Annotated in this window: 20 protein-coding genes; 17 read left to right on the plus strand and 3 right to left on the minus strand. The window is 62.3% G+C overall.

What is annotated here, in order from left to right; all coding sequences use genetic code 11:
* The 5 genes from Q0G18_RS04525 to Q0G18_RS04545 form a co-directional block, all read left to right on the plus strand.
* Positions 1-2480: acyl-CoA dehydratase activase-related protein (locus tag Q0G18_RS04525; protein WP_297149956.1), on the plus strand; the 2480-nt coding region annotated here is incomplete at its 5' end.
* Between the two features lie 265 nt (positions 2481-2745).
* The gene (gltB, locus tag Q0G18_RS04530; RefSeq protein WP_297149959.1) at positions 2746-7419 is read left to right on the plus strand and encodes a glutamate synthase large subunit; all 4674 of its coding nucleotides are present in this window, start codon (positions 2746-2748) and stop codon (positions 7417-7419) included.
* 3 nt (positions 7420-7422) lie between these two features.
* Positions 7423-8937 (plus strand): glutamate synthase subunit beta, encoded by a 1515-nt coding sequence (locus Q0G18_RS04535; protein WP_297149962.1) that lies wholly within the window; start codon positions 7423-7425, stop codon positions 8935-8937.
* Between the two features lie 128 nt (positions 8938-9065).
* Positions 9066-9368: a helix-turn-helix transcriptional regulator gene (locus Q0G18_RS04540; RefSeq protein ID WP_297149965.1), complete on the plus strand. Its 303-nt coding sequence runs from the start codon at positions 9066-9068 to the stop codon at positions 9366-9368.
* Complete coding sequence (locus Q0G18_RS04545) at positions 9368-10621, plus strand: type II toxin-antitoxin system HipA family toxin (protein ID WP_297149970.1); 1254 nt, start codon at positions 9368-9370, stop codon at positions 10619-10621. The genes Q0G18_RS04540 and Q0G18_RS04545 overlap by 1 nt, the downstream gene beginning before the upstream one ends.
* A gap of 94 nt (positions 10622-10715) precedes the next feature.
* Here the strand turns inward: Q0G18_RS04545 and Q0G18_RS04550 are convergent, their stop codons facing one another.
* Together Q0G18_RS04550 and Q0G18_RS04555 are read right to left on the minus strand one after the other, a co-directional pair.
* Positions 10716-11801 (minus strand): hypothetical protein, encoded by a 1086-nt coding sequence (locus Q0G18_RS04550; protein ID WP_297149973.1) that lies wholly within the window; start codon positions 11799-11801, stop codon positions 10716-10718.
* Positions 11802-11851: 50 nt separating this feature from the next.
* Complete coding sequence (locus Q0G18_RS04555; RefSeq protein ID WP_297149975.1) at positions 11852-12013, minus strand: hypothetical protein; 162 nt, start codon at positions 12011-12013, stop codon at positions 11852-11854.
* A gap of 205 nt (positions 12014-12218) precedes the next feature.
* Between Q0G18_RS04555 and Q0G18_RS04560 the strand changes: the two genes are divergently transcribed.
* From Q0G18_RS04560 to Q0G18_RS04605, 10 genes are all read left to right on the plus strand, one after another.
* On the plus strand, positions 12219-13427 hold the full coding sequence (locus Q0G18_RS04560; protein ID WP_297149977.1) for a Tm-1-like ATP-binding domain-containing protein: 1209 nt from the start codon (positions 12219-12221) through the stop codon (positions 13425-13427).
* Positions 13428-13638: 211 nt separating this feature from the next.
* Positions 13639-14469 (plus strand): phosphoenolpyruvate hydrolase family protein, encoded by an 831-nt coding sequence (locus Q0G18_RS04565; RefSeq protein WP_158048630.1) that lies wholly within the window; start codon positions 13639-13641, stop codon positions 14467-14469.
* A gap of 138 nt (positions 14470-14607) precedes the next feature.
* Positions 14608-15465, plus strand: coding sequence for a 16S rRNA (cytidine(1402)-2'-O)-methyltransferase (gene rsmI / locus Q0G18_RS04570; protein WP_297149983.1), 858 nt, complete (start codon positions 14608-14610; stop codon positions 15463-15465).
* Positions 15466-15475: 10 nt separating this feature from the next.
* Positions 15476-16195, plus strand: coding sequence for a SprT family zinc-dependent metalloprotease (locus tag Q0G18_RS04575; RefSeq protein ID WP_297149986.1), 720 nt, complete (start codon positions 15476-15478; stop codon positions 16193-16195).
* 307 nt (positions 16196-16502) lie between these two features.
* On the plus strand, positions 16503-17072 hold the full coding sequence (locus Q0G18_RS04580; protein ID WP_296062898.1) for an MOSC domain-containing protein: 570 nt from the start codon (positions 16503-16505) through the stop codon (positions 17070-17072).
* Positions 17073-17447: 375 nt separating this feature from the next.
* Positions 17448-18692: a sensor histidine kinase gene (locus Q0G18_RS04585; protein WP_297149990.1), complete on the plus strand. Its 1245-nt coding sequence runs from the start codon at positions 17448-17450 to the stop codon at positions 18690-18692.
* Positions 18679-19467, plus strand: a complete 789-nt coding sequence (locus Q0G18_RS04590) for a response regulator transcription factor (protein WP_297149993.1) — start codon at positions 18679-18681, stop codon at positions 19465-19467. Before Q0G18_RS04585 ends, Q0G18_RS04590 begins: the two co-directional genes overlap by 14 nt.
* A 196-nt stretch (positions 19468-19663) precedes the next feature.
* A complete protein-coding gene (locus Q0G18_RS04595; RefSeq protein WP_158048796.1) occupies positions 19664-19951 on the plus strand; it encodes a co-chaperone GroES in 288 nt (95 codons plus the stop codon).
* 161 nt (positions 19952-20112) lie between these two features.
* Positions 20113-21747, plus strand: a complete 1635-nt coding sequence (gene groL, locus Q0G18_RS04600) for a chaperonin GroEL (RefSeq protein WP_297149996.1) — start codon at positions 20113-20115, stop codon at positions 21745-21747.
* Between the two features lie 412 nt (positions 21748-22159).
* Positions 22160-22816: a DUF1847 domain-containing protein gene (locus Q0G18_RS04605; protein WP_297149999.1), complete on the plus strand. Its 657-nt coding sequence runs from the start codon at positions 22160-22162 to the stop codon at positions 22814-22816.
* Positions 22817-22874: 58 nt separating this feature from the next.
* Here the strand turns inward: Q0G18_RS04605 and Q0G18_RS04610 are convergent, their stop codons facing one another.
* Positions 22875-23585, minus strand: coding sequence for a DUF554 domain-containing protein (locus Q0G18_RS04610; RefSeq protein WP_297150002.1), 711 nt, complete (start codon positions 23583-23585; stop codon positions 22875-22877).
* A gap of 94 nt (positions 23586-23679) precedes the next feature.
* On the opposite strand from Q0G18_RS04610, the gene Q0G18_RS04615 reads away from it, so the two are divergent.
* Both Q0G18_RS04615 and Q0G18_RS04620 read left to right on the plus strand, forming a co-directional pair.
* On the plus strand, positions 23680-24636 hold the full coding sequence (locus tag Q0G18_RS04615) for a putative manganese transporter (RefSeq protein WP_297150005.1): 957 nt from the start codon (positions 23680-23682) through the stop codon (positions 24634-24636).
* A 59-nt stretch (positions 24637-24695) separates the two neighbouring features.
* Positions 24696-25283, plus strand: a complete 588-nt coding sequence (locus tag Q0G18_RS04620) for a xanthine phosphoribosyltransferase (protein ID WP_296060620.1) — start codon at positions 24696-24698, stop codon at positions 25281-25283.
* Positions 25284-25432: the final 149 nt, after the last annotated feature.

Here is a 25432-nt window from a genome sequence, read left to right on the forward strand (position 1 = left end):
GCACGGTGGGCATCCCCCGCGCGCTCAACATGTACGAGAACTACCCGTTCTGGTTCACCTTCTTCACGAAGCTCGGATGGCGCGTGGTGCTTTCCGACCCGTCCACGAAGAAGACCTACGAGGCGGGCATCGAATCCATGCCGTCAGAGAGCGTGTGCTACCCGGCGAAGCTCTCGCACGGCCACATCATGAACCTGCTCGACAAGCACCCGGACTTCATCTGGTTTCCCTGCAGCAAGTGGGAGCGCCAGGAGGACGACACGGCGGGCAACCATTTCAACTGCCCGATCGTGGCGAGCTACGCCGAGGCGCTGCGCCTGAACATCGATGAGCTGCGTGAGTCGTCAACGCAGTTCCTGAACCCGTGGCTGCCCTATGACAAGAAGGAACACCTGAAGAAACGCCTGATGGTTGAACTTATCGAGGCGCACCCTGAGCTCATGGGCGAAGGCGTTGCCGCCCCGACGCAGGTGGAGGTGGACGCCGCGGTCGACGCCGCTTGGGCCGAAGACGAGGCGTTCAAGCGCGACATGCGCGTGAAGGGCACCGAGACCCTGAAGTGGATGGAGGAGACGGGCACCCACGGAATCGTGCTGGCGGGCCGCCCCTACCATAACGACCCCGAGATCAATCATGCCATCCCCGAGCTGCTCACGAGCTTCGGGCTCGCGGTGCTCACTGAGGACTCCATCGCGCACTTGGGCACGCTCGAGCGCCCGATTCGCCTGGTCGATCAGTGGATGTATCACACGCGCCTCTACGCTGCGGCGAAGGTGACGACCGAGCGTCGCGACCTCGACCTCATCCAGCTGAACTCGTTCGGTTGCGGCTTGGACGCGCTCACCACCGACCAGGTGCAGGAAATCCTCGAGTCGGCGGGCAAGGTGTACACCGTGCTCAAAATCGACGAGGTGTCCAACCTGGGTGCCGCGCGCATCCGCGTGCGCAGCCTTCTTGCTGCCCTGAAGGATCAGGCCGATGAAGAGGCCGAACGCACCGCGAAGCCCGCCAGCTGCCCCGCGTGTGACATCGAGATCTCGCCCGACGCCGTCCCTGACGCGTTCAACGAGAAGGCCGCGCCCGAGGCTCAGGAGCGCATGCGCCAGCGCGAGGGCGCCGACACGGAGTTCCCGCGCGCGGCGTTCACCGAGGAGATGAAGGAGCAGGGCTACACCATCCTGGCTCCGCAGATGGCACCGTACCATTTCGAGCTTCTCGTGCCCATTTTCAGCCGCTTCGGCTACAACGTCGAGCTTCTGCCGAGCGTGGACCACGGCGCGGTCGATGCGGGCCTTAAATACGTGAACAACGACATCTGCTATCCGTCCATCCTGGTCACCGGCCAGATTATGGAAGCCGTCATGTCGGGGCGCTATGACACCGACAAGCTTGCCGTGCTCATCACGCAGACGGGCGGCGGTTGCCGCGCCACCAACTACATCTCGCTTATCCGCAAGGCACTGAAGGCTGTGGGCCTCGCGCACATTCCCGTGATCGCCATCTCGTTCAAGGATTTGGGCGAGCACAACCCCGGCTTCAAGATCACGCCGAAGATGCTGCTCCAGGCCGTGTACGCGCTGCAGTACGGCGACGTGCTCATGCAGTGCCTCTATCGCACGCGCCCCTACGAGGTGGAACCCGGCAGCGCGAATCGCCTGTTCGACCACTGGATGGCCACGTGCAAAGGCCAGCTGGAAACCGGCGAGTCCTACGGCCGCTTCAAGCGCACGACCCGTCAGATCGTCGAGGACTTCGATACGCTGCCGCTCCAGGGCGAGGGAACCAAACCGCGCGTCGGCGTGGTGGGCGAAATCCTCGTGAAGTTTCATCCCACGGCGAACAACCAGATCGTTGACGTGATCGAGCGGGAAGGGTGCGAGGCCGTGGTGCCGGGGCTCATCGAGTTCTTCCTGTTCGGCGTTGCGGGTGGCATTTTCCAGAAAGATCCGCTCGGGCGCAGCTCGAAGGGTGCGCTCGGGTCGAAGGTGGCGCTTTCCGCCATCAAGAAGTTCCGCGCGCCGGTGAACAAGGCGCTCGCCGACTCGTCGCGCTTCAACCCGCCGGCGAACATCTACGAGCTGGCCGAATATGCGAGCGAGATCCTCTCGCTGTGCAACTCGATGGGCGAGGGGTGGCTGCTCACCGCCGAGATGGTGGAGCTCATCAAGACCGGCGCGCCGAACGTGGTGTGCACCCAGCCGTTCGCGTGCCTGCCGAACCATGTGGTCGGCAAGGCCGTGATCAAGGAACTGCGCCGCCGCTACCCTGAAAGCAACATCGTTGCCGTCGACTACGATCCGGGCGCGTCGGAGGTGAACCAGCTCAACCGCATCAAGCTGATGATCTCGGTTGCGAAGGCGAATCTGGCGGAGAAGGAATCCGAGGCCCGCGTGGCACGCGACACCTTCGTGAACGCCGACGGATCGCATGGCAAGGCGCAGGACGCGGGCAAGCTCGAGGTGGAAACCGAGCTCGCGTAAGCGGGACTCGAGTGCTGCCGTGAGTTGGGCGGGCGTTTCGCGTACACGAGACGCCCGCTAGCAAAAAGTGCAGCGAAATCGGGAAATCTTGCTTCCCCCTATGCTTTTTGCCGCCCGCCGCCGCATCGCGGTTGCTTTGTTTCAAGTCTGTTTCCAGGTTGTCATAACCATGTTGCAGCTTGAAACAATGCGGTTGAGAGTCGATACACTACGTCATAGACTGCCATTTTGGTAAAACGGCAGCCCTATGGACGAAGGATCGCATATGAACTATCAACTGAGCGAACAGGCGGGGGCGCCTCGGTATGAAGCTGGGCAAGGGGCATGCGCAGCTTGCGAGGAGAAGCAGCCCGCGGCGGGTCTTTACCGCGAATCATACGAGCACGACGCGTGCGGCATCGGCGCATTGGCGCACCTGAAGGGCGAGCGCAGCCATGCCATGCTGGACGATGCGCTGTCGGTGCTGGTCAATCTGGAACACCGCGGAGGCACGGGCCTCGAGCGCAACACCGGCGACGGCGCGGGCGTGCTCTTCCAAATTCCGCACCGCTTCTTCCGCAAGGAAGCGCAGAAGGAAGGCCAGCTTTTGCCAGGGGAAGGCGACTACGGCGTTGCCATGCTCTTCTTCCCGCACGATGACGAAGTTGGCGTGCGCGACGCGAAGCGCGTCTTCGAGGAAGGTTGCGCGAAGTGCGGCGTGCCCTTGATGTTCTGGCGCGAGGTGCCGGTCGACCCGCATGACCTGGGCAGCACCGCGCAGGCGTGCATGCCGACCATCCTGCAGGCCTTTTTGCGTCGCCCGGAAGACGTTTCCGCAGGCCAGGATTTCGAGCGCAAGCTCTATGTGTGCCGCCGCACCATCGAGCGCGCGGCTGACGCGAACCCGGCGCTCGCGAACAAGATCTTCTACGTGTGCTCGATGTCGAGCCGCACCATCGTCTACAAGGGCATGCTCGTGGCGACCCAGATGCGCCGCTTCTTCACCGACCTGAACGACGCGGCGGTCGAGACCTCCCTCGCGCTCGTGCATTCGCGCTACTCCACGAACACGACGCCGTCGTGGGAGCGCGCGCATCCGAACCGCTACATCATCCACAACGGCGAGATCAACACGCTGCGCGGCAACATCTCCTGGACGCGCGCTCGCGAGCCGAAGCTCTACAGCCCGGTGCTCGGCGAGGACCTGAAGAAGATCCTGCCGATCATCAACCGCGAGGGTTCCGACTCCGCCATCTTGGACAACGTGCTCGAGTTCCTGACGATGAACGGCCGTCCGCTCGACCGCGCCGTCACCATGATGATTCCCGAGCCGTGGGACAACAACGATCGCATCGACGAGAAGCGCCGCGCCTACGACGCTTACCAGTCCATGCTCATGGAGCCTTGGGACGGGCCTGCCGCCATCGCGTTCACCGACGGCCGCATGCTGGGTGCCGCGCTCGATCGCAACGGCTTGCGCCCGGCTCGCTACTACGTCACGCGCAAGGACTGGCTCATCCTGTCTTCCGAGGTCGGCACGATCGACGTCGATCCCGAGGACATCCTGCAGGCGGGGTGCCTCGGCCCGGGCGAGATGCTCGAGGTCGATCCTGACCAGGGACGCGTCATCTGGAACGACGAGATTCGCAACCGCTACGCAAACGAGAAGCCCTACCGCGATTGGCTCGGCGAGGAAATGCTCTCGGTCGACGACTTGCCCCTGTCCGAGCCTGCCGACCCTGCCGCGGAGGAGGACGCAGGCGTGCCCTTCACGCGCCGCATGGCCAAGCTGGGCTACCACTTCGACGACATCCAAGAGCTCATCCGCCCCATGGCGAACAAGGGCTCGATTCCGCTCGCGTCCATGGGAACCGATGCGCCGCTTGCGTGCCTCTCCAAGAAGACGCGCAGCTTCTTCGACTACTTCAACCAGCTGTTCGCCCAGGTGACGAACCCGCCGATCGATGCATTGCGCGAAAGCTTCGTCACCTCGACGGTGCTCTATGTCGGCAACCACGGCAACCTTTTGGAAGACTGCCGCGACACCTGCCGCCTCGTGCGCCTCGAGAGTCCGATGCTCACGCACGACGAGTTCAATCGCCTGTGCTCGATCGACCGCGTCGGGTTCAAGACGGCGCGCTTCAGCTGCACTTATCCGCGCAGCGCTGAGGAGGGCGCGCTCGAAGGGGCGCTCGCCGCATTGCGCGAGAACGTGGAAGCTGCCGTGCGCGGCGGCGCGAACCTGATCGTGCTGTCCGACCGCGCGGGCGAGGGGGAAGTCCCCATCCCGAGCCTTCTTTCGCTCGCCGCAGTGCACAACCACCTGATCAACGTGGGTCTGCGCACTGATGCCGACCTGCTTGTCGAGACCGGCGACGCGATGCGCGCGCACGATTTCGCCTGCTTGGTGGGCTATTCCGCTTCGGGCATCTACCCATATATGGCGCACGAGTGCATCCGCGATCTGTGCGAGCGCGGCGAGTTCGACGTGGACGGCGACACCGCTGTCGCGAACTACGACAAGGCGGTCACCGCGGGCATCACGTCCATCATGTCGAAGATGGGCATCTCCACGATGCAGGGTTACCATTCCGCGCAGATCTTCGAGATCCTGGGCCTCGATGACGCGTTCGTCGACGAGTGCTTCACCCATACCTCCACGCGCATCGGCGGACTTGGTGTGGAAGGCGTGCAGCGCGAGCTGAACGAGCGCTACGACAAGGCGATCGCGCTCGACAAGACTCCGGCGCCCGACCAGCTTCCCTCGCTCGGCGTGACCTCGTGGCGCCCGATTGACGGCGAGGAGCACCTGATCAATCCCCAGACGATCTACCTGCTCCAGCGTGCGGTGCGCGAGGGCGACTACGGTATGTTCAAGGAATACAGCGCCGCGTGCCATGTCCCCGGCCGCGCGGTCACGCTGCGTGACCTGCTCGACTTCGCGCCGCAGGGCGCCCCGGTGCCGATCGACGAGGTCGAGCCTGCAAGCGAGATCGTCAAGCGCTTCAACACGGGCGCCATGAGCTACGGCTCCATTTCCAAGGAAGCGCATGAATGCCTTGCCATCGCGATGAACCGCCTCGGCGGCAAGTCGAACACGGGTGAAGGCGGCGAAGATCCCGCTCGCGAGACGCCGCTTCCCAACGGCGACAGCAAGTGCAGCGCCATCAAGCAGGTGGCGTCGGGCCGCTTCGGCGTGACGAGCCGCTACCTCTCTTCCGCCATTGAGATCCAGATCAAGATGGCGCAGGGCGCGAAGCCGGGCGAAGGCGGGCATCTGCCCGGCAAGAAGGTGTACCCCTGGATCGCCGAGGTGCGCCGCTCCACCCCAGGTGTGGGGCTCATTTCCCCGCCGCCGCACCATGACATTTACTCGATCGAGGACTTGGCCGAGCTCATCTTCGACCTGAAGAACGCCAATCCCGGCGCGCGCGTGTCGGTGAAGCTGTGCGCGCTTGCGGGTGTGGGCACTATCGCCACGGGCGTTGCCAAAGGCGGCGCCGACAAGATCACCATCTCCGGCCACAACGGCGGCACGGGCGCGGCACCGCGCGATTCGATTTACCATGCGGGCATTCCGTTCGAGATCGGCCTCGCCGAAACGCAGCAGACGCTTTTGCGCAACGGCCTGCGCAGCCGCGTAGTCGTGGAAACCGACGGCAAGCTCATGTGCGGGCGCGACGTGGTCATGGCCGCGCTGCTCGGCGCCGAGGAGTTCGGCTTCGCCACCATGCCGCTCGTCGCCATGGGCTGCATGATGCAGCGCGACTGCCAGCAGGACACCTGCCCCGTGGGCGTCGCGACGCAGAACTGCAAGCTGCGCAGCTGCTTTGCCGGCAAGCCCGAGTACGTCGTGAACTTCATGATGTTCGTCGCCGAGGAGATGCGCGAGATCATGGCGCAGCTCGGCTTCCGCACGGTCGACGAGATGGTCGGCCATCCCGAGTACCTGCGCCAGGTTGAGGTGCCGGGCAACTGGAAGGCGAACGAGATGGACCTCTCCGACATGCTCGCCACGGTGACCAACGAGTTCGGCCAGGCCATCCCCGGTGCCGAGGGCAAGCACTTCCTCCCCTCGATGGCGCCCGACTGCCAGCTTGACCGCGCGCTCGACGCGACGCTGTTCATTCCCTACACGGCCGAGGCGCGCGAGCATCTGCGCCCCATCCGCTTCCGCGCCGACATCGCCAACGTGAACCGCTGCGTGGGCACGATGCTCGGCAGCCAGGTGACGCGCCAGCATCCCGAGGGGCTTCCCGAGGGCTCGATCACGGTGGACTGCGACGGCTCGGGCGGCCAGAGCTTCGGCGCCTTCCTGCCGCGCGGCATTACGCTCAACATCGAGGGCGATGCGAACGACTACTTCGGCAAGGGGCTTTCGGGCGGCGTCCTGACGGTGCGCCCGCCTGAGGCGGCGACCTACAAGTTCGACGAGAACGTGGTCGTGGGCAACGTGGCGTTCTATGGTGCGACCAGCGGAAAGGGCTTCGTGAACGGCCTTTCCGGCCAGCGCTTCGCCGTGCGCAACTCGGGTGCGACGGTGGTCGTCGAGGGCGTGGGCAACCACGGCTGCGAGTACATGACCGGCGGCATCGCGCTCATCTTGGGCGAGGTCGGGCCGAACTTCGCGGCGGGCATGTCGGGCGGCGTGGCGTACGTGTACGACAAGTTCGGCACGCTCGCGGACAACTGCAACCTCGACATGGTGCGCCTGTGCGAGCCCTCCGAGGACGAGATCGAGCTCATCCGCAGCCTGATCGAGGAGCACGCCGAGCGCACGCAGTCGCCGCGCGGCATCAAGCTGCTCTACCAGTTCAACACATTGAAGAAGCTGTTCGTGAAGGTGATTCCCCGCGATTACGAGCGCGTGATCAACGCGGTCGAGGCTGCCGAGGCATCGGGGAAGTCGCATGAAGAGGCGTTGCAGATTGCGTTCGACGCCATGACGGAAGGGAAGTAAGCGATGGGCAAGCCAGGAGCGTTTTTGGAGCATGGTCGTCATGCTCATGACCTGCGTCCCGTTGCGGAACGCACGCAGGATTTCAACGAGTTGGGTGTGAACCTTCCCGAGGGCGAGCAGAGGGTGCAGGCGAGTCGCTGCATGGCATGTGGCGTTGCGTTTTGTCAGTTCGGGGCCTCGTTTGGGAAGGCGCGCCCCTCGGGGTGCCCGCTTCACAACCTGATTCCCGAGTGGAACGACCTCGCGTGGCGCGGCCAGTGGGACGAGGCGGCGGCGCGTCTGTCGCTCACGAGTCCCATGCCCGAGTTCACGAGCCGCGTGTGCCCGGCGCTGTGCGAGGCGGCGTGCAACTTAGGCCGCAACGACGAGCCTGTGACAATTCACGACAACGAGCGCGCCATCTCCGATTGGCAATGGGAACACGGCGGGCCGCGCAGGTTCGCGCCTGCTGCCGCGGATGCCCCGAAGGTCGCTGTGATTGGTTCGGGACCTGCAGGTTTGGTCGCCGCTTGGGATCTCGCGCGCCGCGGTGCCCGCGTCACGGTGGTCGAGCGCCACGACCGTGCAGGCGGCCTTCTCATGTACGGCATCCCCAACATGAAGCTCGAGAAGTCGGTGGTCACGCGCCGCACCGAGCTCATGGCTGAGCTGGGCATCGAGTTCCGGCTGAACACCGACGCAGCCGATTCCGCGGTGGCTGCAGGGCTTGCCGAGGAATTCGATGCGGTCGTCGTGGCGGCGGGCGCGTGTGCGGCACGCGGTGTTCGCGCCGAAGGCTTCGATGAAGGTCTCGCCTCGGGTGACGTGGTCTACGCGGTCGATTATCTCACCGAGCAGACGCGCGCGCTGCTCGAGGGCCGCGAGCCTGCTATCAGCGCCGAGGGCAAAGACGTCGTCGTTATCGGCGGCGGCGATACGGGCAACGACTGCATGGGCACGGCGGTGCGCCAAGGTGCGCGCACGGTGCGCCAGCTGGAATACGGCCCCTGCGCGCCCGAGGTGCGTGCGGCCTCCAATGCGTGGCCCGAGTGGCCCAACGTGAAAAAGACCGACTACGGTCAGGAGGAGGCTATTGCGCTTCAGGGCGATGATCTGCGTGAATGGTGCGCTGACACGCAGCGTGTGCTCCTGGATAGCGACGGGCACGTGCGCGGGCTTCAGGTTCACTCGCTCGATTGGTCGGCGGGCAAGCCTTCTGCGGTCGAGGGCTCTGAGCGGGAAATCGACGCGCAGCTGGTGCTTGTCGCTTGCGGTTTCGCGGGTCCCGAGCGCGGTGTTTTCGATGCGCTCGGTGTTCCCGTGGCGACGACGGGCCGTCCCCTTCCCGTGATGGAAGGCGGCGCGACCGGCGCGGCTGCGGCGACGCATCGCGCTGAGCTCGCCGAAGGCGCTGCTGCGGCGGGTCGTGCCGCAGTGTATGTCGCGGGCGATGCGCGCAACGGCAGCTCGCTCGTGGTGAGCTCGATGGCCGACGCGCTCAAGTGCGCGGCTGAAGTGGCGGTCGACCTGGGGCTCTAACCTCGATTTCGTCATTGAATCACCTTGCAGAAAAGGCGTCCCGTACAATGCGGGGCGCCTTTATTAATGTTATAAATGTGCTACACTAACATAGATAATGTAACGTAACACATACAATAAGGACTACTATGAAGCGCCCTTCGTCGCCAACGGTGAAACTTGCTGCAAAGCAGATCGGGGAAAACCTTGCAACATGGCGCAAATTGTATAATCTGACGTCTCAGCAACTTGCGGACAAAGCGGCGGTGTCGCGCGCCACCATTTCCCGCCTCGAAAACGGGGACCCGAAAGTGAGCTTCGAAACGTTTCTCAACGTGTGTCGTGCGTTGTCTTCTCTCGATGCTGTAGTGGAGGCAACGGACCCTTACGAGACTGACTATGGTCGCATCCGCGCTGATCAGGCACTCCCGCAACGGATAAGGAGATCCTGATGGTTCCTATTGTCGATGTCTTTACGAGTCTTGCTGGGGAATCTGCCGAAGTTCACGTCGGAACGTGTCGGTTCAGTTTGCGTCGTGGAAGGATAAGCTGCTCTTTTGCCTATAGCGATGCCTACCTCAAGAGAGCAGACGCTTATGCAATCGACCCCGCTTTGCCGCTGCGTTCCACTTTTTATCACTGCGAGGGAATGCCTGGCGCGATGCGCGACTCCTCTCCTGATCGCTGGGGAAGGCACCTGATTGACAGAAGGGCGATTGCCGAGGCCCAGGCGGCGGGTGCGACGCTTCGTGCGATTGACGAAGTTGATTATCTGCTGGGCGTTTTCGATTCCACTCGTCAAGGGTCCCTTCGTTATTCCGTTCCTGATTCTGACGACCGGTTGTCTGAGAGCAACGAGGTTCCTCCGATTATCGAGCTCAAGCGGCTCCTATTTGCCTCGAACGAAATAGCTCGAGGTAACGAAAGAAGCGGGCAGATAAAAGAGCTTCTTGATGCTGGCTCTGGCTCTTTGGGCGGTGCTCGTCCGAAGGCTTCCGTTGTCGACGAAGGGAAACTTCTCCTTGCGAAATTCTCCCATCCAGGAGATGAGTGGGATGTGATGGCGTGGGAGAAAACGGCGCTTGACATTGCGGGCGACGCGGGTATGGCGGTTCCTTCCTCGAAGCTTGTGAGAATCGGAAGCGATTCGGTGCTGCTCCTTGAGCGCTTCGATCGATCAGGTTCCCTTGAGAAGGGTGAGAGGATTCCCTATTTGAGCGCGATGACTCTGATCGGTGCGCATGATGGCGAACATTGTGATTATGCGACCGTTGCCGACGCCTTGACGGTTTGGACGTCAAGCCCAAGTTGCGAGTTAGCGGAACTCTTTCGAAGGGTCGTTCTTTCCGTGGCATTGCATAACACCGACGACCATCTTCGAAACCTGGGCCTCATTCGCAAGGAGGGCGGATGGGTGTTAGCTCCTGTTTTCGACGTCAACATCAACCCCGCTGCCGCGCGGGTTCGTGCCACTTCCATCTTTGGGGAAGCGGGAAAAAACGAGGTCGAGGGCTTGGATTCGCTTGGCGAGATCTGCGGACTGTCAGCTGAGGCAAAGGCACAAATTGTGGGGGAAACGCTTGCATCGGTTCGCCATTGGCGCGCGTTTGCCAAGCGAAACGGGTGCAAGAATTCGGAGTGCGAGCTGATGGGGCGCGTGATAGAGGAGCGCTGCGCGGCTCTCGAATCACGTTTTGCCAGGTAGTTGCAATGAAAATGGAAAGGCGTCCCGCGCAATGCGGGGCGCCTTTCCTGCTTTCAGGGGGCCTTCGACCCCGACATGGGGGAGCCTTCGACCCTTACGCCAGCAGTGCTTCGATCTGGACGTTTTTCAACTTGTTCACGGCATCGAGCTTCCATTTGGGGTAATCGAAGCCCGGGTCCTCGTATTCGAAGTCCTTCAAGTCGACAAGCTTCGCGCGGATGTTGGGCGTCATGAGGGCGCGTCCGATGGCGATGAAGTCGGTGCCGATTTTCGGCCCGATGAGGCGGATGTACTCGTCGAAGTCGTCCATCTCCATCATCATGGGCAGGCATGCCATGTTGTGGTCGAACAGCGGCGCCATGCGAAGGATCTCGCCTGTCGCGTTGTTGACCAAAAAGCCGTAATTCCCCGCGTGCCGATCGACGTTCGCCATAACCGCATCCATCACGACCATTTCGCGGAAGGCCTCTTCAGCGCCGTGTTCGGCGGCGAAGGCGAGCATGTCTTTAACGTCGAAGGGGCCCTCGAAGAACCTGTGGGCCGAGACGAATCCCTCGCGTTCCGATGTGAACAGGGGGCATTTGCAGGCGAGCTTTTTGTGGAATCGAAGCAGCGAATAGGGAACGTGGTCGATTTTTGCAGCGTCGAGCAGGTCGGATGCGAGCTTCTCGGAATACGGTTCGAACCCCGCGTTCGCATAACCGGTGGAACCGCGCTTCAAAAGTGAGATCTGCCCGTTTTCGCGAATCCAGCATTTCGCAAACGAACCTGACGTCGCGAACTCCGGGGAGGTGGGGGAGTTCTGCCGCCCGTACATGCCGGTGCCGTCGAAGGCGATGCGCGCGATGACGTCATCGAAGGGATTGCGATAGAGCGATACGTCATCCCAGGTCAAAGCTTCGTCTTCGCGCTTCATCCAGAAGGTGTCGGTCAGCGACAGGCAGCGTATCATGCCGATGAAGTTATGGCGGGTGGTAAGGCCGAGTTCGCGCATGAGCTTCTCGATCGACGTTCGGTGCTTGGCGATGGCTCGCCCGTCGATCCAGTCGTTGATGTCGATGAACCCGTAGGGGAGATAAGGGTCAATGCGTTCGACCTCTGTATAGCGGAAGTCATCGATCCTTTTCTCTTCTTCGTACGTCGCAACAACGGTGTTCTTGTTCATCAGCTGATAGAGCATGTCGCACCTCCCTCAGGCAAAATCGTTTACGTGCATTATACGGCACCGCACTACTTCAGGACTCCCATGGTGAAGGCGCGCGCGAGGACGGTGGCCGCGCGCTGGCGCTCGACATTCTCGCCCGGGCAGAGGAGCTTTCCCCTGTCGGGATCGTTGTAACCCTCGACAAGGCTCAGGTCATGCGCCCATGCGAGAGGGAGTGCGCTGCTCATCGTGGCTCCTTGAGAATCTTGGGATGGGTCTCGGTTGTCGGGTTCCCGTCAGCATAGCATAGAAGCTATTTATGCCACCCGTCGCATAACAAACGCCCTCTGCGGAATTGTCGTGATGCTGTGGCGAGTTGCGAACGCAGCCTCGAAATTATAGCGGGCGAACTAAACTGGGCAGCGAGTCGAAACCCTACGTCAGGAGGCCTGTGTGAAAACAGTCGCTATCATCGGCACGTTCGACACGAAAGGCGAGGAATTCGCCTATGTGAAAGCCCGCTTCGAGGAGCTGGGCGTCAACACCCTCACCATCCACTGCGGCGTCTTCGACCCGCAAACCATGCCCGACGTTCCCAACACGGAAGTCGCGGCGGCGGTCGACATCGAGATGTCGACCATCGTGGAGAAGAAGGACCGCGCTTTCGCCACCGAGACCATGACGCGCGGCGTCGAGAAGCTTCTGCCCACGCTGTACGCGAACGGCCGCTTCGACGGCGTGTTTTCCATGGGCGGCTCGGGCGGCACCACCATCGCGACCGCCGGCATGCGCAAGCTCCCCATCGGCGTGCCCAAGGTCATGGTGTCCACCATGGCGTCCGGCGACACGTCCCCCTACATCGGCGCGTCGGACATCGCCATGTTCCCCTCGATCGTCGACGTGGCGGGCATTAACTCCTTCTCGGCGACCATTTTCAACAACGCCGTCGCCGCTATGGCGGGCATGCTCGAGCACGTCGCCCCCAAGCACGAGGACAACAAGCCGCTCGTCGCCGCGACCATGTTCGGCGTGACCACCCCCGCCGTGCAGAAGGCGCAGGCCTATCTGGAGTCGAAGGGCTTCGAGGTGCTCGTCTTCCACGCGACGGGCACGGGCGGAAAATGCATGGAGGCGCTGGTCAACGGCGGGTTCATCAAGGGTGTGCTCGACCTGACCACCACCGAGTGGTGCGACGAGGTTGCAGGCGGCGTGCTCACCGCAGGCCCCGATCGCTGCAGCGCGGCTGCCTTGAACGGCGTGCCGGCCGTCGTGTCGGTCGGTGCCGACGACATGGTGAACTTCGGGCCGTGGGAAACCGTTCCCGAGCAGTACCAGTCCCGAAACCTGTACAAGCACAACCCCACGGTCACGCTCATGCGCACCACGGTGGAGGAGAACGAGAAGATCGGCCACGCCATCGCCTCCAAGGTGAACATGTCGATCGGCCCGTGCGCGGTCATGCTGCCGCTCAAGGGCGTGTCGATGATCGACGCCGAGGGCCAGCCGTTCTACGGTCCCGAAGAGGACGCGGCGCTCTTCAAGACGCTCAAGGATGAGATCGATCCCGCGAAGGCCGAGGTCATCGAGATGGACGCGCACGTAAACGACGACGAGTTCGCGATCGCCGCAGCCCAGAAGCTCATCGACCTCATGGAGAAATAACACGACCGGGAAGGCAGGGCCGACGCGTTTCCTCCTTCCCCCTAGCGCCGCGCCGCGTCAGATCGCAGCCGCCCCATCCTCATCGGGCTCGCTGCGGGCGGGCGGCGCCTTCCCTAGGCTTCATCGGCGCCGTCCGTTCTAACTCGCGGGCGCGCCGTGAACGCATATGTTCGGCAAGAAAAGGGTAGTACTCGAAAAGAAGGAGAACACCATGCTTGAACTGTCCCGCGCGGAAATCCTCGATCGTTTCCGTAAGTCCCTCGCCGAGGGCAACATCCTGCTCGGCGTCGGCGCCGGCACGGGCATCACGGCGAAGTCGGCTGAGGCCGGCGGAGCCGACATCTTCGTCATCTACAACTCCGGCCGTTTCCGCATGGCCGGTCGCGGCTCGCTCGCGGGCCTGCTTTCCTACGGCGACGCGAATCAGATTGTCGTCGAGATGGGCGCCGAGGTGCTGCCCGTCGTGAAGGACACCCCGGTTCTCGCCGGCGTCTGCGGCACCGACCCGTTCCGCGTCATGAAGAAGTACCTGGCCGAGCTGAAGGACCAGGGCTTCAACGGCGTGCAGAACTTCCCGACCGTGGGCCTCATCGACGGCGTGTTCCGCAAGAACCTCGAGGAGACCGGCATGGGCTACGGCCTTGAGGTCGACATGATCGCCGAGGCTCACAAGCTCGACATGCTCACCTGCCCGTACGTCTTCGACGAGGAGCAGGCGGCGGCGATGACCAAGGCCGGCGCCGACATCATCGTCGCGCACATGGGCCTCACCACCGGCGGCACCATCGGTGCCGAGACCGCGCGCACGCTCGACGACTGCGTGGAGATCATCACCGGCATCGTGAAGGTCGTGAAGGACATCAACCCCGACGCGCTCGTCATCTGCCACGGCGGCCCGATTTCCGAGCCGAAGGACGCGGCGTACGTCATCGAGCACGTGCCCGGTATCGACGGCTTCTTCGGCGCCACCTCGATCGAGCGCCTGGCCGCCGAGCGCGGCATCAAAGCCCAGACCGAGGCCTTCAAGGCTATCAAGAAGTAACGACTCTCGGCTTCGCATTCCATCGAGGCTCCAGCGAAGGGCGCTCGCAGCGATTCGCGTCGCGGCGGACGCCCTTTTCTCGTGGTGGGCGCGCTTCCTCTTGCGCGCTGCGGCTCCGCTCGCGCTATACTAGCGCGCATGGCTAACACACTTGGAAAACTCATCATCTGCCCGACGCCCATCGGCAACTTAGGCGACATGACCGAGCGCACGATTTCGGCGCTTGGGGAAGCGGACGTCGTGTGCGCGGAAGACACGCGCGTCACGGGGAAGCTGCTCGCCGCCTTCGGTATCGAGAAGCGGCTCGAACGTTTAGACGAGGCGCTCATCGGCGACCGCGCGGCGCAGGTTGCCGAGCGCGTGCTTGCCGGCGAGGTGATCGCGTACTGCAGCGACGCTGGCATGCCGGGCGTGTCTGACCCGGGGCTTCGGCTCGTTCGCGCAGCTCGCGAGGCTGGCGCGCCCGTCGAGGTGCTCCCTGGCGCATCCGCCTGCGCCACAGCCTACGTAGCAAGCGGCTGCACGTGCCCCCGCTTCTACTTCGGCGGCTTCTTCCCGCGCAAGGACGCCGAGCGCAAGGCGACGCTCGATGCGCTGCGCTCTCTCGACGCGGCGCTCATCTTCTACGAGAGCCCCAATCGCGTGGCGTCGGCGCTCGAGTCGATGGCCCAGGCGTTTCCCCTGCGCGAGGCGGCGGTGTGCCGCGAGCTTACCAAGTTGCATGAGGAAGTGGTGCGCGATACCCTGCCGAGCCTGCGCGACGAGTTCGCCCGTCGTGCGGAGGAAGGCTCCATCAAAGGCGAGATCGCCATCGTGATCGACGAGCCGAGCGCCGCCGAGGAGGATGCAGCGCAGCTTGACGCCGCCGAGGCCGCCCGCGCCCGCGCCGCCGAGCTCAAGGCCGAAGGCGCGCGCAACAAAGAAATCGCCAAGGCGATCGCCGCCGAGTTCGGGCTTCCCCGGAACGCCGCCTACGAGATAGCGCTCGACGCCTAAAGGTTGCGCCGTGCCGTATTCCAACCAATCGGGGCCCGTGCGCACGCGCCGCATCGCACCTGGATCTGCGGGCGCGTCCTCTTCCGCCGACAAGCGTGCACCGAAACGGGCAGGCTGCGGTTCCCAAGGTGGCAGGCGAGCTGGCGCCGCTGGGCGAACCCGTGCGGGCGCTCGCTCCGTCGCAGATGCGCGCACGCTTCTCGTCGACGGCATCGAGGTGCGCCTTTCCCGCAAGCACGTGAAAAACCTCAACCTGCGCATTTCCCGCGATGGGGCGCATGTGGACGTGTCGGCGCCGTCATGGGTGAGCGAAGACGAGGTGCGCGACTTCGTTCGGCGCAAGGCGGCATGGATCGAGTCGCATCTTGCCCAGGCGGCGGATACCCCCATGGCCCGCGCGTCGCAGGCGAAGCCCGAGGAGGTCGCCGCATGGCGCGAGGTCGTTTCCGCATGTGTGCCCGCGCTCATCGCGGCGTGGGAGCCGATCATGGGGGTGCGCGCGGGCAAGCTCGCGTATCGCAACATGACGAGCCGATGGGGGAGCTGCCAACCTTCGACGGGCCGCATCTGCATCAACGTGCGCCTCGCGCTCTATCCACCGGAATGCTTGGAATACGTGGTGGTTCACGAGCTGTGCCATCTGCTCGAGCGGGGTCACGGTCCCAGGTTCCACCAGCTCATGGACACCTTCATGCCCGATTGGAAGCAACGCCGCGCGAAGCTGCGCTAAGGGGGCGTCCCTTCCAGCGAGCGTCCAGGCATGCCCGTCTGTGCCCGCGTCCGTGCGAGCCCTTGCGCTCCTGCAGAGATGTCCGCGACCTCCCAGCCTGTGTTGAGATGAAACGTGACAAAAAGGCGCGAAACACAACGAAAATCGTGCAACGATGGAAAAAACGATTATTCCTTCTTGCGTTCAATAGCGAAGCGTTCTATTATTCCTACTCAGTTACTAGAAGTTACGTAAAGGCCGCAAGTCCTCGCCGCGAGCTCGCTCGCACGGACTGGCGGCCTTTTTCGCACTGAGGGGAGAAGCCATCATGGAAAACACCGGCCACGTTCGCTCCGTCAACGTCTCCGAGCGCAAGGGCACGCGTAAAAAGCCTGTTGAGAGCGGGCAAATCCACATCGATCCGCACCATGGTGTGACGGGCGACGCCCACGCCGGCGATTGGCATCGCCAGGTGTCGCTGCTCGCGTGGGAGTCCATCGAGAAGGCGCGCGCGATGGGCCTTGACGTGAAGGAGGGCGACTTCGCCGAGAACATCACCACCGAGGGGATGGACCTGCTCGCGCTGCCACTCGGCACCCAGGTGAAGATCGGCGACGAGGTTGTGCTCGAGCTTTCCCAGATCGGTAAGGTGTGCCACAAGAAGTGCGCCATCTATTACCTGGCGGGCGACTGCATCTTCCCGCGCGAGGGCATCTTCTTCGAGGTCGTTACCGGCGGCACGGTGTCAGTGGGCGATGCCATCGTCGTCACCAAGATGGGCGACGGTCACTGCAAGTACACCCCGCAGGAAGCGCTCGATGAGATCGCCAAGGTGCGCGCCGAGGAGGCTGCCGAGAAGGCTGCGAAGGCGAAAGAGGCTGCTGCCGCTAACGCCTAGCGAGTTCACCCCGCTTACCAAGTGCGCCGACGCCATCGCGGTGCGGCTCTCCGAGGGGGTCGTTCGGGAGCGGGGGAGGCTAGTTCGTGGTCACTTGGACGAGTTGTGCAACGTTTTTTCGCCTGATTCTCCTCTTCATGATGGATTGGGGCGTCCTCGAAAAACAAAACACCAGGTCAGAGAAAACCGAATTGAACTATTCTCACAAATGACAGTGCATAACTCTCTCAGTTGACCACCAACTCGGGGGGTTGCTCATTTCGCACCGTTATTCCAACTCTGGTTTTGCTCGGATACCCCGTATGGCGTATGGCGCGCCGTGCGGGGTTTGCGCATAATGGGGGCATGGACAGCGTACTCATACATAATAAGGAAATGACCCCGCGCGATTGGGCGATCGACGTCGCGGTGGCGGTGGTCGCCTTCGCCTTCGGAGCCGTGCAGCTCATGGTCTCCGCAAGCCTCATCCTTCCTGACGAGACCTTGCGCCGCATGCTCGGTATCGAGGCGGTCGTTCCCGCAATCTCGTCCTTCATCGCGCTTGCGCTCACGACGTTTCCCCTCGTGGCGCGCAGGAAATCCCCTTGGCTCGTCTTCGTGTTCACTCTCGTGGTGTTCGTCGGGCTGCAAAACACCTTCCATGGCTCCACGCTCGCCGTCTTCGGGCCGATGGTCGCTCTGTTCACTATCGTCGTGGAATGCTCGCGCGTCGAGATGGCCATCGCCTGCGTCGCGAGTGCCTTAGGGCTCGCCGCGGCGACGTACGGCGGAACCTCGGCTGCGCTGTGGTTCTGGGCGTACGTGCAAAACCTCGTGCTCATGGCCGCCTCGGCGCTCGGTGGGTTGGCCGTGTGCGCCCATCGCGATTCCGTGCGGGCCACCGAGCAGCGAGCCGAGGAGGCTGAGCGCACGCGCGAGGAAGTGGCTGCCCGCCGCGTCGAGGAGGAACGCGTTCGCATCGCCCGCGAGGTCCACGACATCACGGCCCACTCGCTTTCGGCGGTCAGCATTCAAACTGCGGCGGCCGAGCGCCTGATCGAGCGCGATCCCGCTGCCGCGAAGGAAGCGGTGTCGCTCGCTCGCAAGACCGCGAAAGAGGCGCTCGAGGAAATCCGCGCGATGATCGGCGTGCTCAGGACGGGGGATTCATCCGCCGAGACCACGCCGACCGAGGGCACGGCGCGCCTTGTGGATTTGGCGGACTACCTTCGAGAAGCAGGGGTTGCCGCAACGCTCGACGTGTCGGGCTACGACCGGGAAGCGACGCCGGCGTTCATCGATATCGCGCTGTTCGGCATTGCCCGCGAGGCAACGACTAATATTGTCCGTCATGCCCATGCGAAAAATGCGTCGATCGTCCTCGAAAGCGACGGCGCGAAGGCGATGCTTACCGTGCGAGATGACGGCGACGGCTCGATGGGCGCCGCGGACGGAGTGCCTTCGACAGGCGGTCACGGCATCGACGGCATGAAGGAGCGCGCGAAGCTGCTCGGCGGCACTCTCGATGCGGGTCCGCTTCCCAGCGGCGGCTTTCGCGTTCGCGCGTCCATCCCCGTCGGCGACGCACTCTCGGGCTTCGGTACCTCGCGCGGGGAAGGGGAATCCTATGAACGAAGATAGACGGAATACGGCGGGCTTTCCTGCGGTTTCCGATTTCGGTGCGCGCGATGCCAGCAGCGCCCGTGCCGCAAGTGACCAGGCCTCATCCAAGGAAGCGCTGCGCATCCTCGTCGTCGATGATCAGGACCTCGTGAGAAGCGGATTCCGCATGATTCTCAACTCCTACGACGGACTTTCGGTCGTGGGCGAGGCGCGCAACGGCGAAGAGGCGGTCTACCTCGCTCAGAAGATCCGCCCCGACGTGGTGCTCATGGACATTCGCATGCCGGTGCGAAACGGCATCGAAGCCACGCGCGACATCACGTCGAACCCGCTGCTCATGGGCACGCACGTCCTCGTACTCACCACGTTCGACATCGACGAGTACGTCTACGACGCGCTCGCTGCGGGGGCGAGCGGCTTTTTGCTGAAAGACGCCGAGCCCGACGACATCGTCGAGGCCATCCACGTCGTCGCACGCGGCGATGCCCTCATCCAGCCCTCGGTCATGCGCCGTCTGGTGGAGACGTTCGTGGCGTCGCGCCCGCGCGCGGGCATGCCGCAAGGCTCGCATGCGCGGGAGGCCATACGGTCGCTCACCGACCGCGAGCGAGAGATTCTCATGCTCGCCGCGCGGGGGCTTACCAATGAGGAAATCGCAGGCGAATTAATAATTTCTCCTGCAACGGTGAAAACGCACGTCGCCCGCATCATGGGAAAGCTCGATGCGCACGATCGGGCGCAGCTCGTGGTATGCGCCTATGAGAGCGGGCTCGTCTCCCCGCGTGCGAAGTGAATTATGAACGCAGTGTGGCGATTCGATAAAACCTAAGTCCCTATCGCTCAAGTTTTCTGCAAAATGCTTGCATTCGCCTTCCCAAATGCTATAGTAACCCAATGTTGTTAGCACTCACGTTCGAAGAGTGCTAGCACTCGAAAGCTCGGTATTAACAACCATCGATTCAAGGTTGATGAGAGGAAGGCAAGCAATGATGAACCTTAAGCCGCTCGGCGATCGCGTCATCGTGAAGCAGGACGAAGCAGAGGAAACCACCGCAGGTGGCCTCATCCTCGCGCACGACGCGAAGGAAAAGCCCCAGACGGGCGTCGTCCTCAAGGTGGGCGAGGGCAAGCTCGACAAGGACGGCAACCTCGTTCCCGTGCCCGTGAAGGAAGGCGACCGCGTGCTTTATGGCAAGTACGGTGGAACTGAAGTCAAGGTCAACGGCGAAGAGGTTATGATTCTTCGCTCCGAGGACATCTACGCGGTCTTCGAATAGCTTCTCCGGCGGCTTTCCGCGGCGGCTCCGAAAGCGCTCGTCGCCTTCACGCCTGGTCACAAGGCCATACGGCGCGCACATACAACGATTTCGCTTTCGGAATCTACCGTGAAAGCCCGTCCTTTACGTTGTTGAGTTCTTTCTAGGAAAGGAAGCCAAAAATGGCTAAGGATATCAAGTTCGAATCTGACGCCCGCTCCGCTCTCGCGGCCGGCGTTTCCAAGCTCGCCGATGCCGTGAAGGTCACGCTTGGCCCCAAGGGCCGCTACGTCGCCCTCGAGAAGTCCTACGGCGCGCCGGTCGTCACCAACGACGGCGTCACCGTCGCGAAGGAAGTCGAGCTGGAAGATCCCGTTGAGAACATGGGCGCCCAGCTCATCCGCGAGGCTGCCGTGAAGACCAACGACGACGCGGGCGACGGCACCACGACCGCAACCCTGCTCGCCGACGTCATCGTCAACGAGGGCCTGCGCAACGTCACCGCTGGCGCTGACGCGCTCGGCATCCGCCGCGGCATCCAGAAGGCGACCAACGCCGTCGTCGAGGCCATCAAGGCAAACGCCCAGACCATCGACACCAAGGAGCAGATTGCCAACGTAGGTACTATCTCCGCGGGCGACCCCGAGATCGGCGAGAAGATCGCTGAGGCCATGGAAGCTGTCGGCAAGGACGGCGCCATCTCCGTCGAGGATTCCCAGACGTTCGGCATGGACGTGAACATCGTCGAGGGCATGCAGTACGATCGCGGCTACATCTCTCCGTACATGGCGACCGACGCCGAGAAGATGGAAGCGAACCTGAAGGATCCGTTCATCCTGCTCACCGACCAGAAGGTCACCAACATCCAGGACATGGTCTCGCTGCTCGAGTCGATTATCAAGACTGGCCGTCCGCTGTTCCTCGTCGCTGAGGATGTCGAAGGCGAAGCGCTTGCCACCATCCTGCTCAACAAGCTGCGCGGCACCTTCAACTGCGTTGCCATCAAGGCCCCCGGCTTCGGCGATCGCCGCAAGCGCATCCTCGAGGACATGGCCGCCGTCACCGGCGCGACTGTCGTCTCGAAGGATCTCGGCATGACGCTCGCCGACGTCACCATCGACATGCTCGGCACCGCCAAGACCGTCAAGGTCACCAAGGAGAACTCGCTCATCGTCGACGGCGCGGGCGAGAAGAAGGACATCGAGGACCGCATCGCCCAGATCAAGGCCGAGCTCGACCGCACCGAGTCCGACTTCGACCGCGAGAAGCTCCAGGAGCGCCTCGCCAAGCTTTCCGGTGGCGTGGCCGTGCTCAAGGTCGGTGCTGCAACCGAGTCCGAGCTCAAGGAGAAGAAGTCTCGCATCGAGGACGCGCTGCAGGCTACGCGCGCAGCTGTCGAAGAGGGTATCGTTCCTGGTGGCGGCGTCGCTCTGCTCGACGTTGTCTCCGAGCTCGACAAGATCGAGACTACCGATAAGGATGAGCTCGTCGGCATCGACATCATCCGCAAGGCCCTCGAGGCCCCGATTCGCGCGATTGCCCAGAACGCTGGCTTCGAAGGCTCCGTTGTGGTCGAGAAGATCAAGGGCCTGCCCACCGGCGAAGGCCTGAACTGCGCAACCGGCGAGTATGGCAACATGATCGAGATGGGCGTGAACGATCCGGTCAAGGTTACCCGCACGGCGCTGCAGTCCGCAGCCTCCGTCGCCGGTCTCATCCTCATCACCGAGGCCACGATCAACGAGATCCCCAAGGACGGCCCCGACCTCTCCGCTCTCGCCGCAGCAGGCCAGGGCGGCGGCATGGGCATGATGTAAGGAATTTCGCTGGCTTACAGCCAGCGAAATAGCTCGACGCTGCGAAGGCCCCTGGCGGCGCGGATGCGTGCTCCAAGGATTTCTCGCGTACCGAAGTACGCGTCGAAATCCTTTCGCACGCCCCGCATCCGCCAGGGGCCTTCTCGCTGTCTTTGGGGCGAAAGTGCGTCAATCCCTCGCGTACCGAAGTACGCGTCCTCAACCTTTCGCGCCATCTGAACTCGCCAGGCGGGCCCTCGCTGTCTTCGAGGCGAAAGTGGTAAAGCCTCTCTCTTCCTACGTGTCCTCAACCTTGTGCCCTGGTCGGAGCGCTTGTCAAGAATTGTCTTTCCTTTTGCCGGGTGTTATTTTGTGCTGTATTGCGACACTGGACGGAGCCTCATCACGCTCTAAGAGTTGAAAGGCGTTGAGGATGATGAGCGATATTGCTTGCGAGAGTTGCCGGGTTGTAGCTTGCGAACACCTGGACAAGACGGCGCCTGATTTCTGCGTTCAAACATCAATTACCAAAGAAATGCATGACGAGGCGCTGCGTCTCTACAACGAACCCGAGAACCATCTCATAATGGAATCCGCCGCGATAGTCAGCGCTGAAACGGTTAATTCGACACGTGTTCAGGACGCGATCAAGTTTGCGTCCTGCATGGGGGCGTCTCTTGTTGGCATAGCAACCTGCACGGCCATGTTGAGGGAAACGCGTATCCTGACAGAGCTTCTCAGGAAGGCTGGGTTTGAAGTGCAAGTAGTTGGCTGCAAGTTGGAAAGCAACATGAAAGCCGACCTGAACATTGGCGCGCCTTCATTGGCAGAAGATAGTGTTATCTGCAATCCAATCATGCAGGCTCTGTTGCTCAACGATGCCAAGACGGATCTGAATATCCTGATGGGAATTTGCGTAGGACACGATGCGCTTTTCTGCAAGTATTCAAATGCGCCCGCAGTGACCTTGGTTGCAAAGGATTTTATGACGGTGCATAACCCCTGCTCAGTGCTTTATGCCGCCGATTCTGTTTACAAGCGTAAGCTGGAAAAAACAATTGGGGAAATCGCGTCCGGCAAAGGGGAATGAGGCGCTTAAGACACCTCCCGCGAGGCACGAGCGACTTATGCTCGATGTCAAAGATAACTCACCCAATGGGCAAAAGCGGCAGGATGGCAAACCAAACGGGTGGCACCAAAAGCGCGGGCAGGAGATTCATGACCGAAATCTCTTTGATTTTCAAGATGGACAGGCCCGATGCGAGAATCAGAAATCCGCCGACGATGGTGATCTCGCACATCAGGTTCGCGGTCATAAGCGGCTCGAGCCACTGCGCCAAAAGGAAGATCGAACCCTGCCAGCAAAAGAGCACCACGCCCGCGAGCGCCATGCCGACGCCGAATGACGACGCTAAGACCATCGAGGTCACGAAGTCGAGTGTCGCGTTGGTAAGCAGGAAGGTCTCGTCGCCGTAAAGCGCGCTGTTGATCGGCCCCAAGATGGAAAGCGTGCCGAAGCAGAAGAGCACGATGCCAGTCGAAAGACCACGTGAGAGGTTGGCTTTGCCGCTTTCGTCCACGTTCGATTTCGACAGGCGCTCGGTCAGGCGGTCGAAGCGTCCCTCGATGTCGATCGCTGTGCCCACGACGCCTCCGATGGCCAGGCTCGCGATGAACAGCACGGGATAGACGCTTCCGCTCATGCCCTCGACCACGGAATGAAGGCCAAGGCCCGTCGCCGCAAGACCCATCGCGCAGAATAGGATGTTCTGGTATTTCTCGCCAAGTCCGCGTTTCGCAAGGCTTCCGATGGCGCTCCCTATGACGATTGCAGCGGTGTTGACGACGGTTCCGATCATGGCCGTGTTTGCTCCTTCTGTTTTTCTTGTCACTTGGCGAAACTGCGCGCACGTTGCTGCCCGCGCGAAAGTCACTGCGCTAGAATACCTCGCTATGGAAGAAATCATGCATATCGCGGGGCACGTCCTCGAACACTCAATAGAAGACACACTCTACCTTATCCCGTTTCTGTTCGTCACCTACCTGGCGATGGAATGGCTCGAACACAAGGCGGGCGACAAGGCGCAAAACGCCATCAAGCGCGCGGGGAAGGCGGGCCCCGTCATTGGTGCGGTGCTTGGTGTTGTGCCCCAATGCGGCTTTTCTGCCGCGGCGTCGACGCTCTACGCGGGGCGCGTCATCACGGTCGGCACGCTCATCGCCGTGCTCCTGTCCACCTCCGACGAGATGATCCCCATCTTCCTCGCGGCTCAGGTGCCCCTTTCCACCATGGGCGCTATCCTGGGTGCGAAGGTGGTTGTGGGCGTCATCGCGGGCCTTGCGCTCGACGGCGTGCTCCGCTTGCTCCATCGTCCCGAAGAGCACCTGCGCATCCACGAGCTCTGCCAGCGCGATCACTGCCACTGCAACGGCGAGTGTCACGCCTGCGAGGAGAATCCCGAGCTTGCTTACGAGGCTGAAAAGGACGAGGAACACCATCACGACCATGCGGGCGCTTCCATCGTGAAGAGCGCGCTCAAACACACTGCCCAGGTCACAGTCTTCATTTTCATCGTCACGCTGCTTTTGAACGTGGTGCTCGAAACGGTGGGCGAGGATGCACTGGCGCAGATTCTCGGCTCGAACAGCGCGCTTTCGGTCGTTGTGGCGGCCATCGTGGGCCTCATCCCGAACTGCGCGGCGAGCGTTGTTATCGCCGACCTATATGTGGAAGGCGTGCTCGGCGCGGGGGCCATGTTCGCGGGCCTGCTCGTCTCGGCGGGCGTCGGCCTGCTCGTCCTTTTCCGCGCGAACCGTCGTCCGAAGCAAAACCTCATCATCGTGGCGATACTCCTCGTCGTCGGCATTGTGGCAGGAGCGATTGTCTCTGCTGCGGGTATCGTGTTCTAATTCTGCTACACTGATTTGCATATGATTCATTGGTTTGGAAGCGCACGAAAGGGCACGGAATGAAGCTTTTGGAAGAACGCATCAAGCGTGATGGCGTCGTCAAGTCGGAAGGCGTGCTGAAGGTCGATAGCTTCCTCAACCACCAGATCGATGTCAACCTGATCGACGAGATGGGCGCGGAGTTCGCCCGACTGTTCGCGGATGCGCCCGTGAACAAGATCCTCACAATCGAGGCGTCGGGCATTGGCATCGCATGTCTGGTCGCGCGCCATTTCGGCAACGCGCCCGTCGTGTTCGCGAAGAAGGCCCAGTCCATCAACCTCGACGGCGAGATGTACTCCACCAAGATCCAGTCGTTCACTCACGGCCGCATCTTCGACGTCATCGTTTCGAAGAAGTTCCTAAGCCCTGAAGACCACGTGCTCATCATCGACGATTTCCTGGCCAACGGTTGCGCTTTGAACGGCCTTATCGAGCTGGTGGAGGAGTCGGGCGCCACGGTCGAGGGCATCGGCATCGCAGTTGAAAAGGGCTTCCAACACGGGGGCGACAAGCTGCGCGAGCAGGGCTACCACCTGGAGTCGCTCGCAATTCTCGAATCGATGGACCCCAACACCGGCGAAGTCATCTTCCGCGAAAACGCGTAGGACGAGTCGAGCAGCCGCAAGTTCCCGTGCCGAGGAATCGCGAACTTTTTCCTTGACGCGGCACCGAAGCACCGCTAGCATATACAGTTGCGCTATTGGATAAGAGGGCCGTTAGCTCAGTTGGCAGAGCAGGGGACTTTTAATCCCAA

This window comes from uncultured Ellagibacter sp., from assembly GCF_934636505.1.
In the GTDB taxonomy this organism is placed as follows: Bacteria; Actinomycetota; Coriobacteriia; order Coriobacteriales; family Eggerthellaceae; genus Ellagibacter.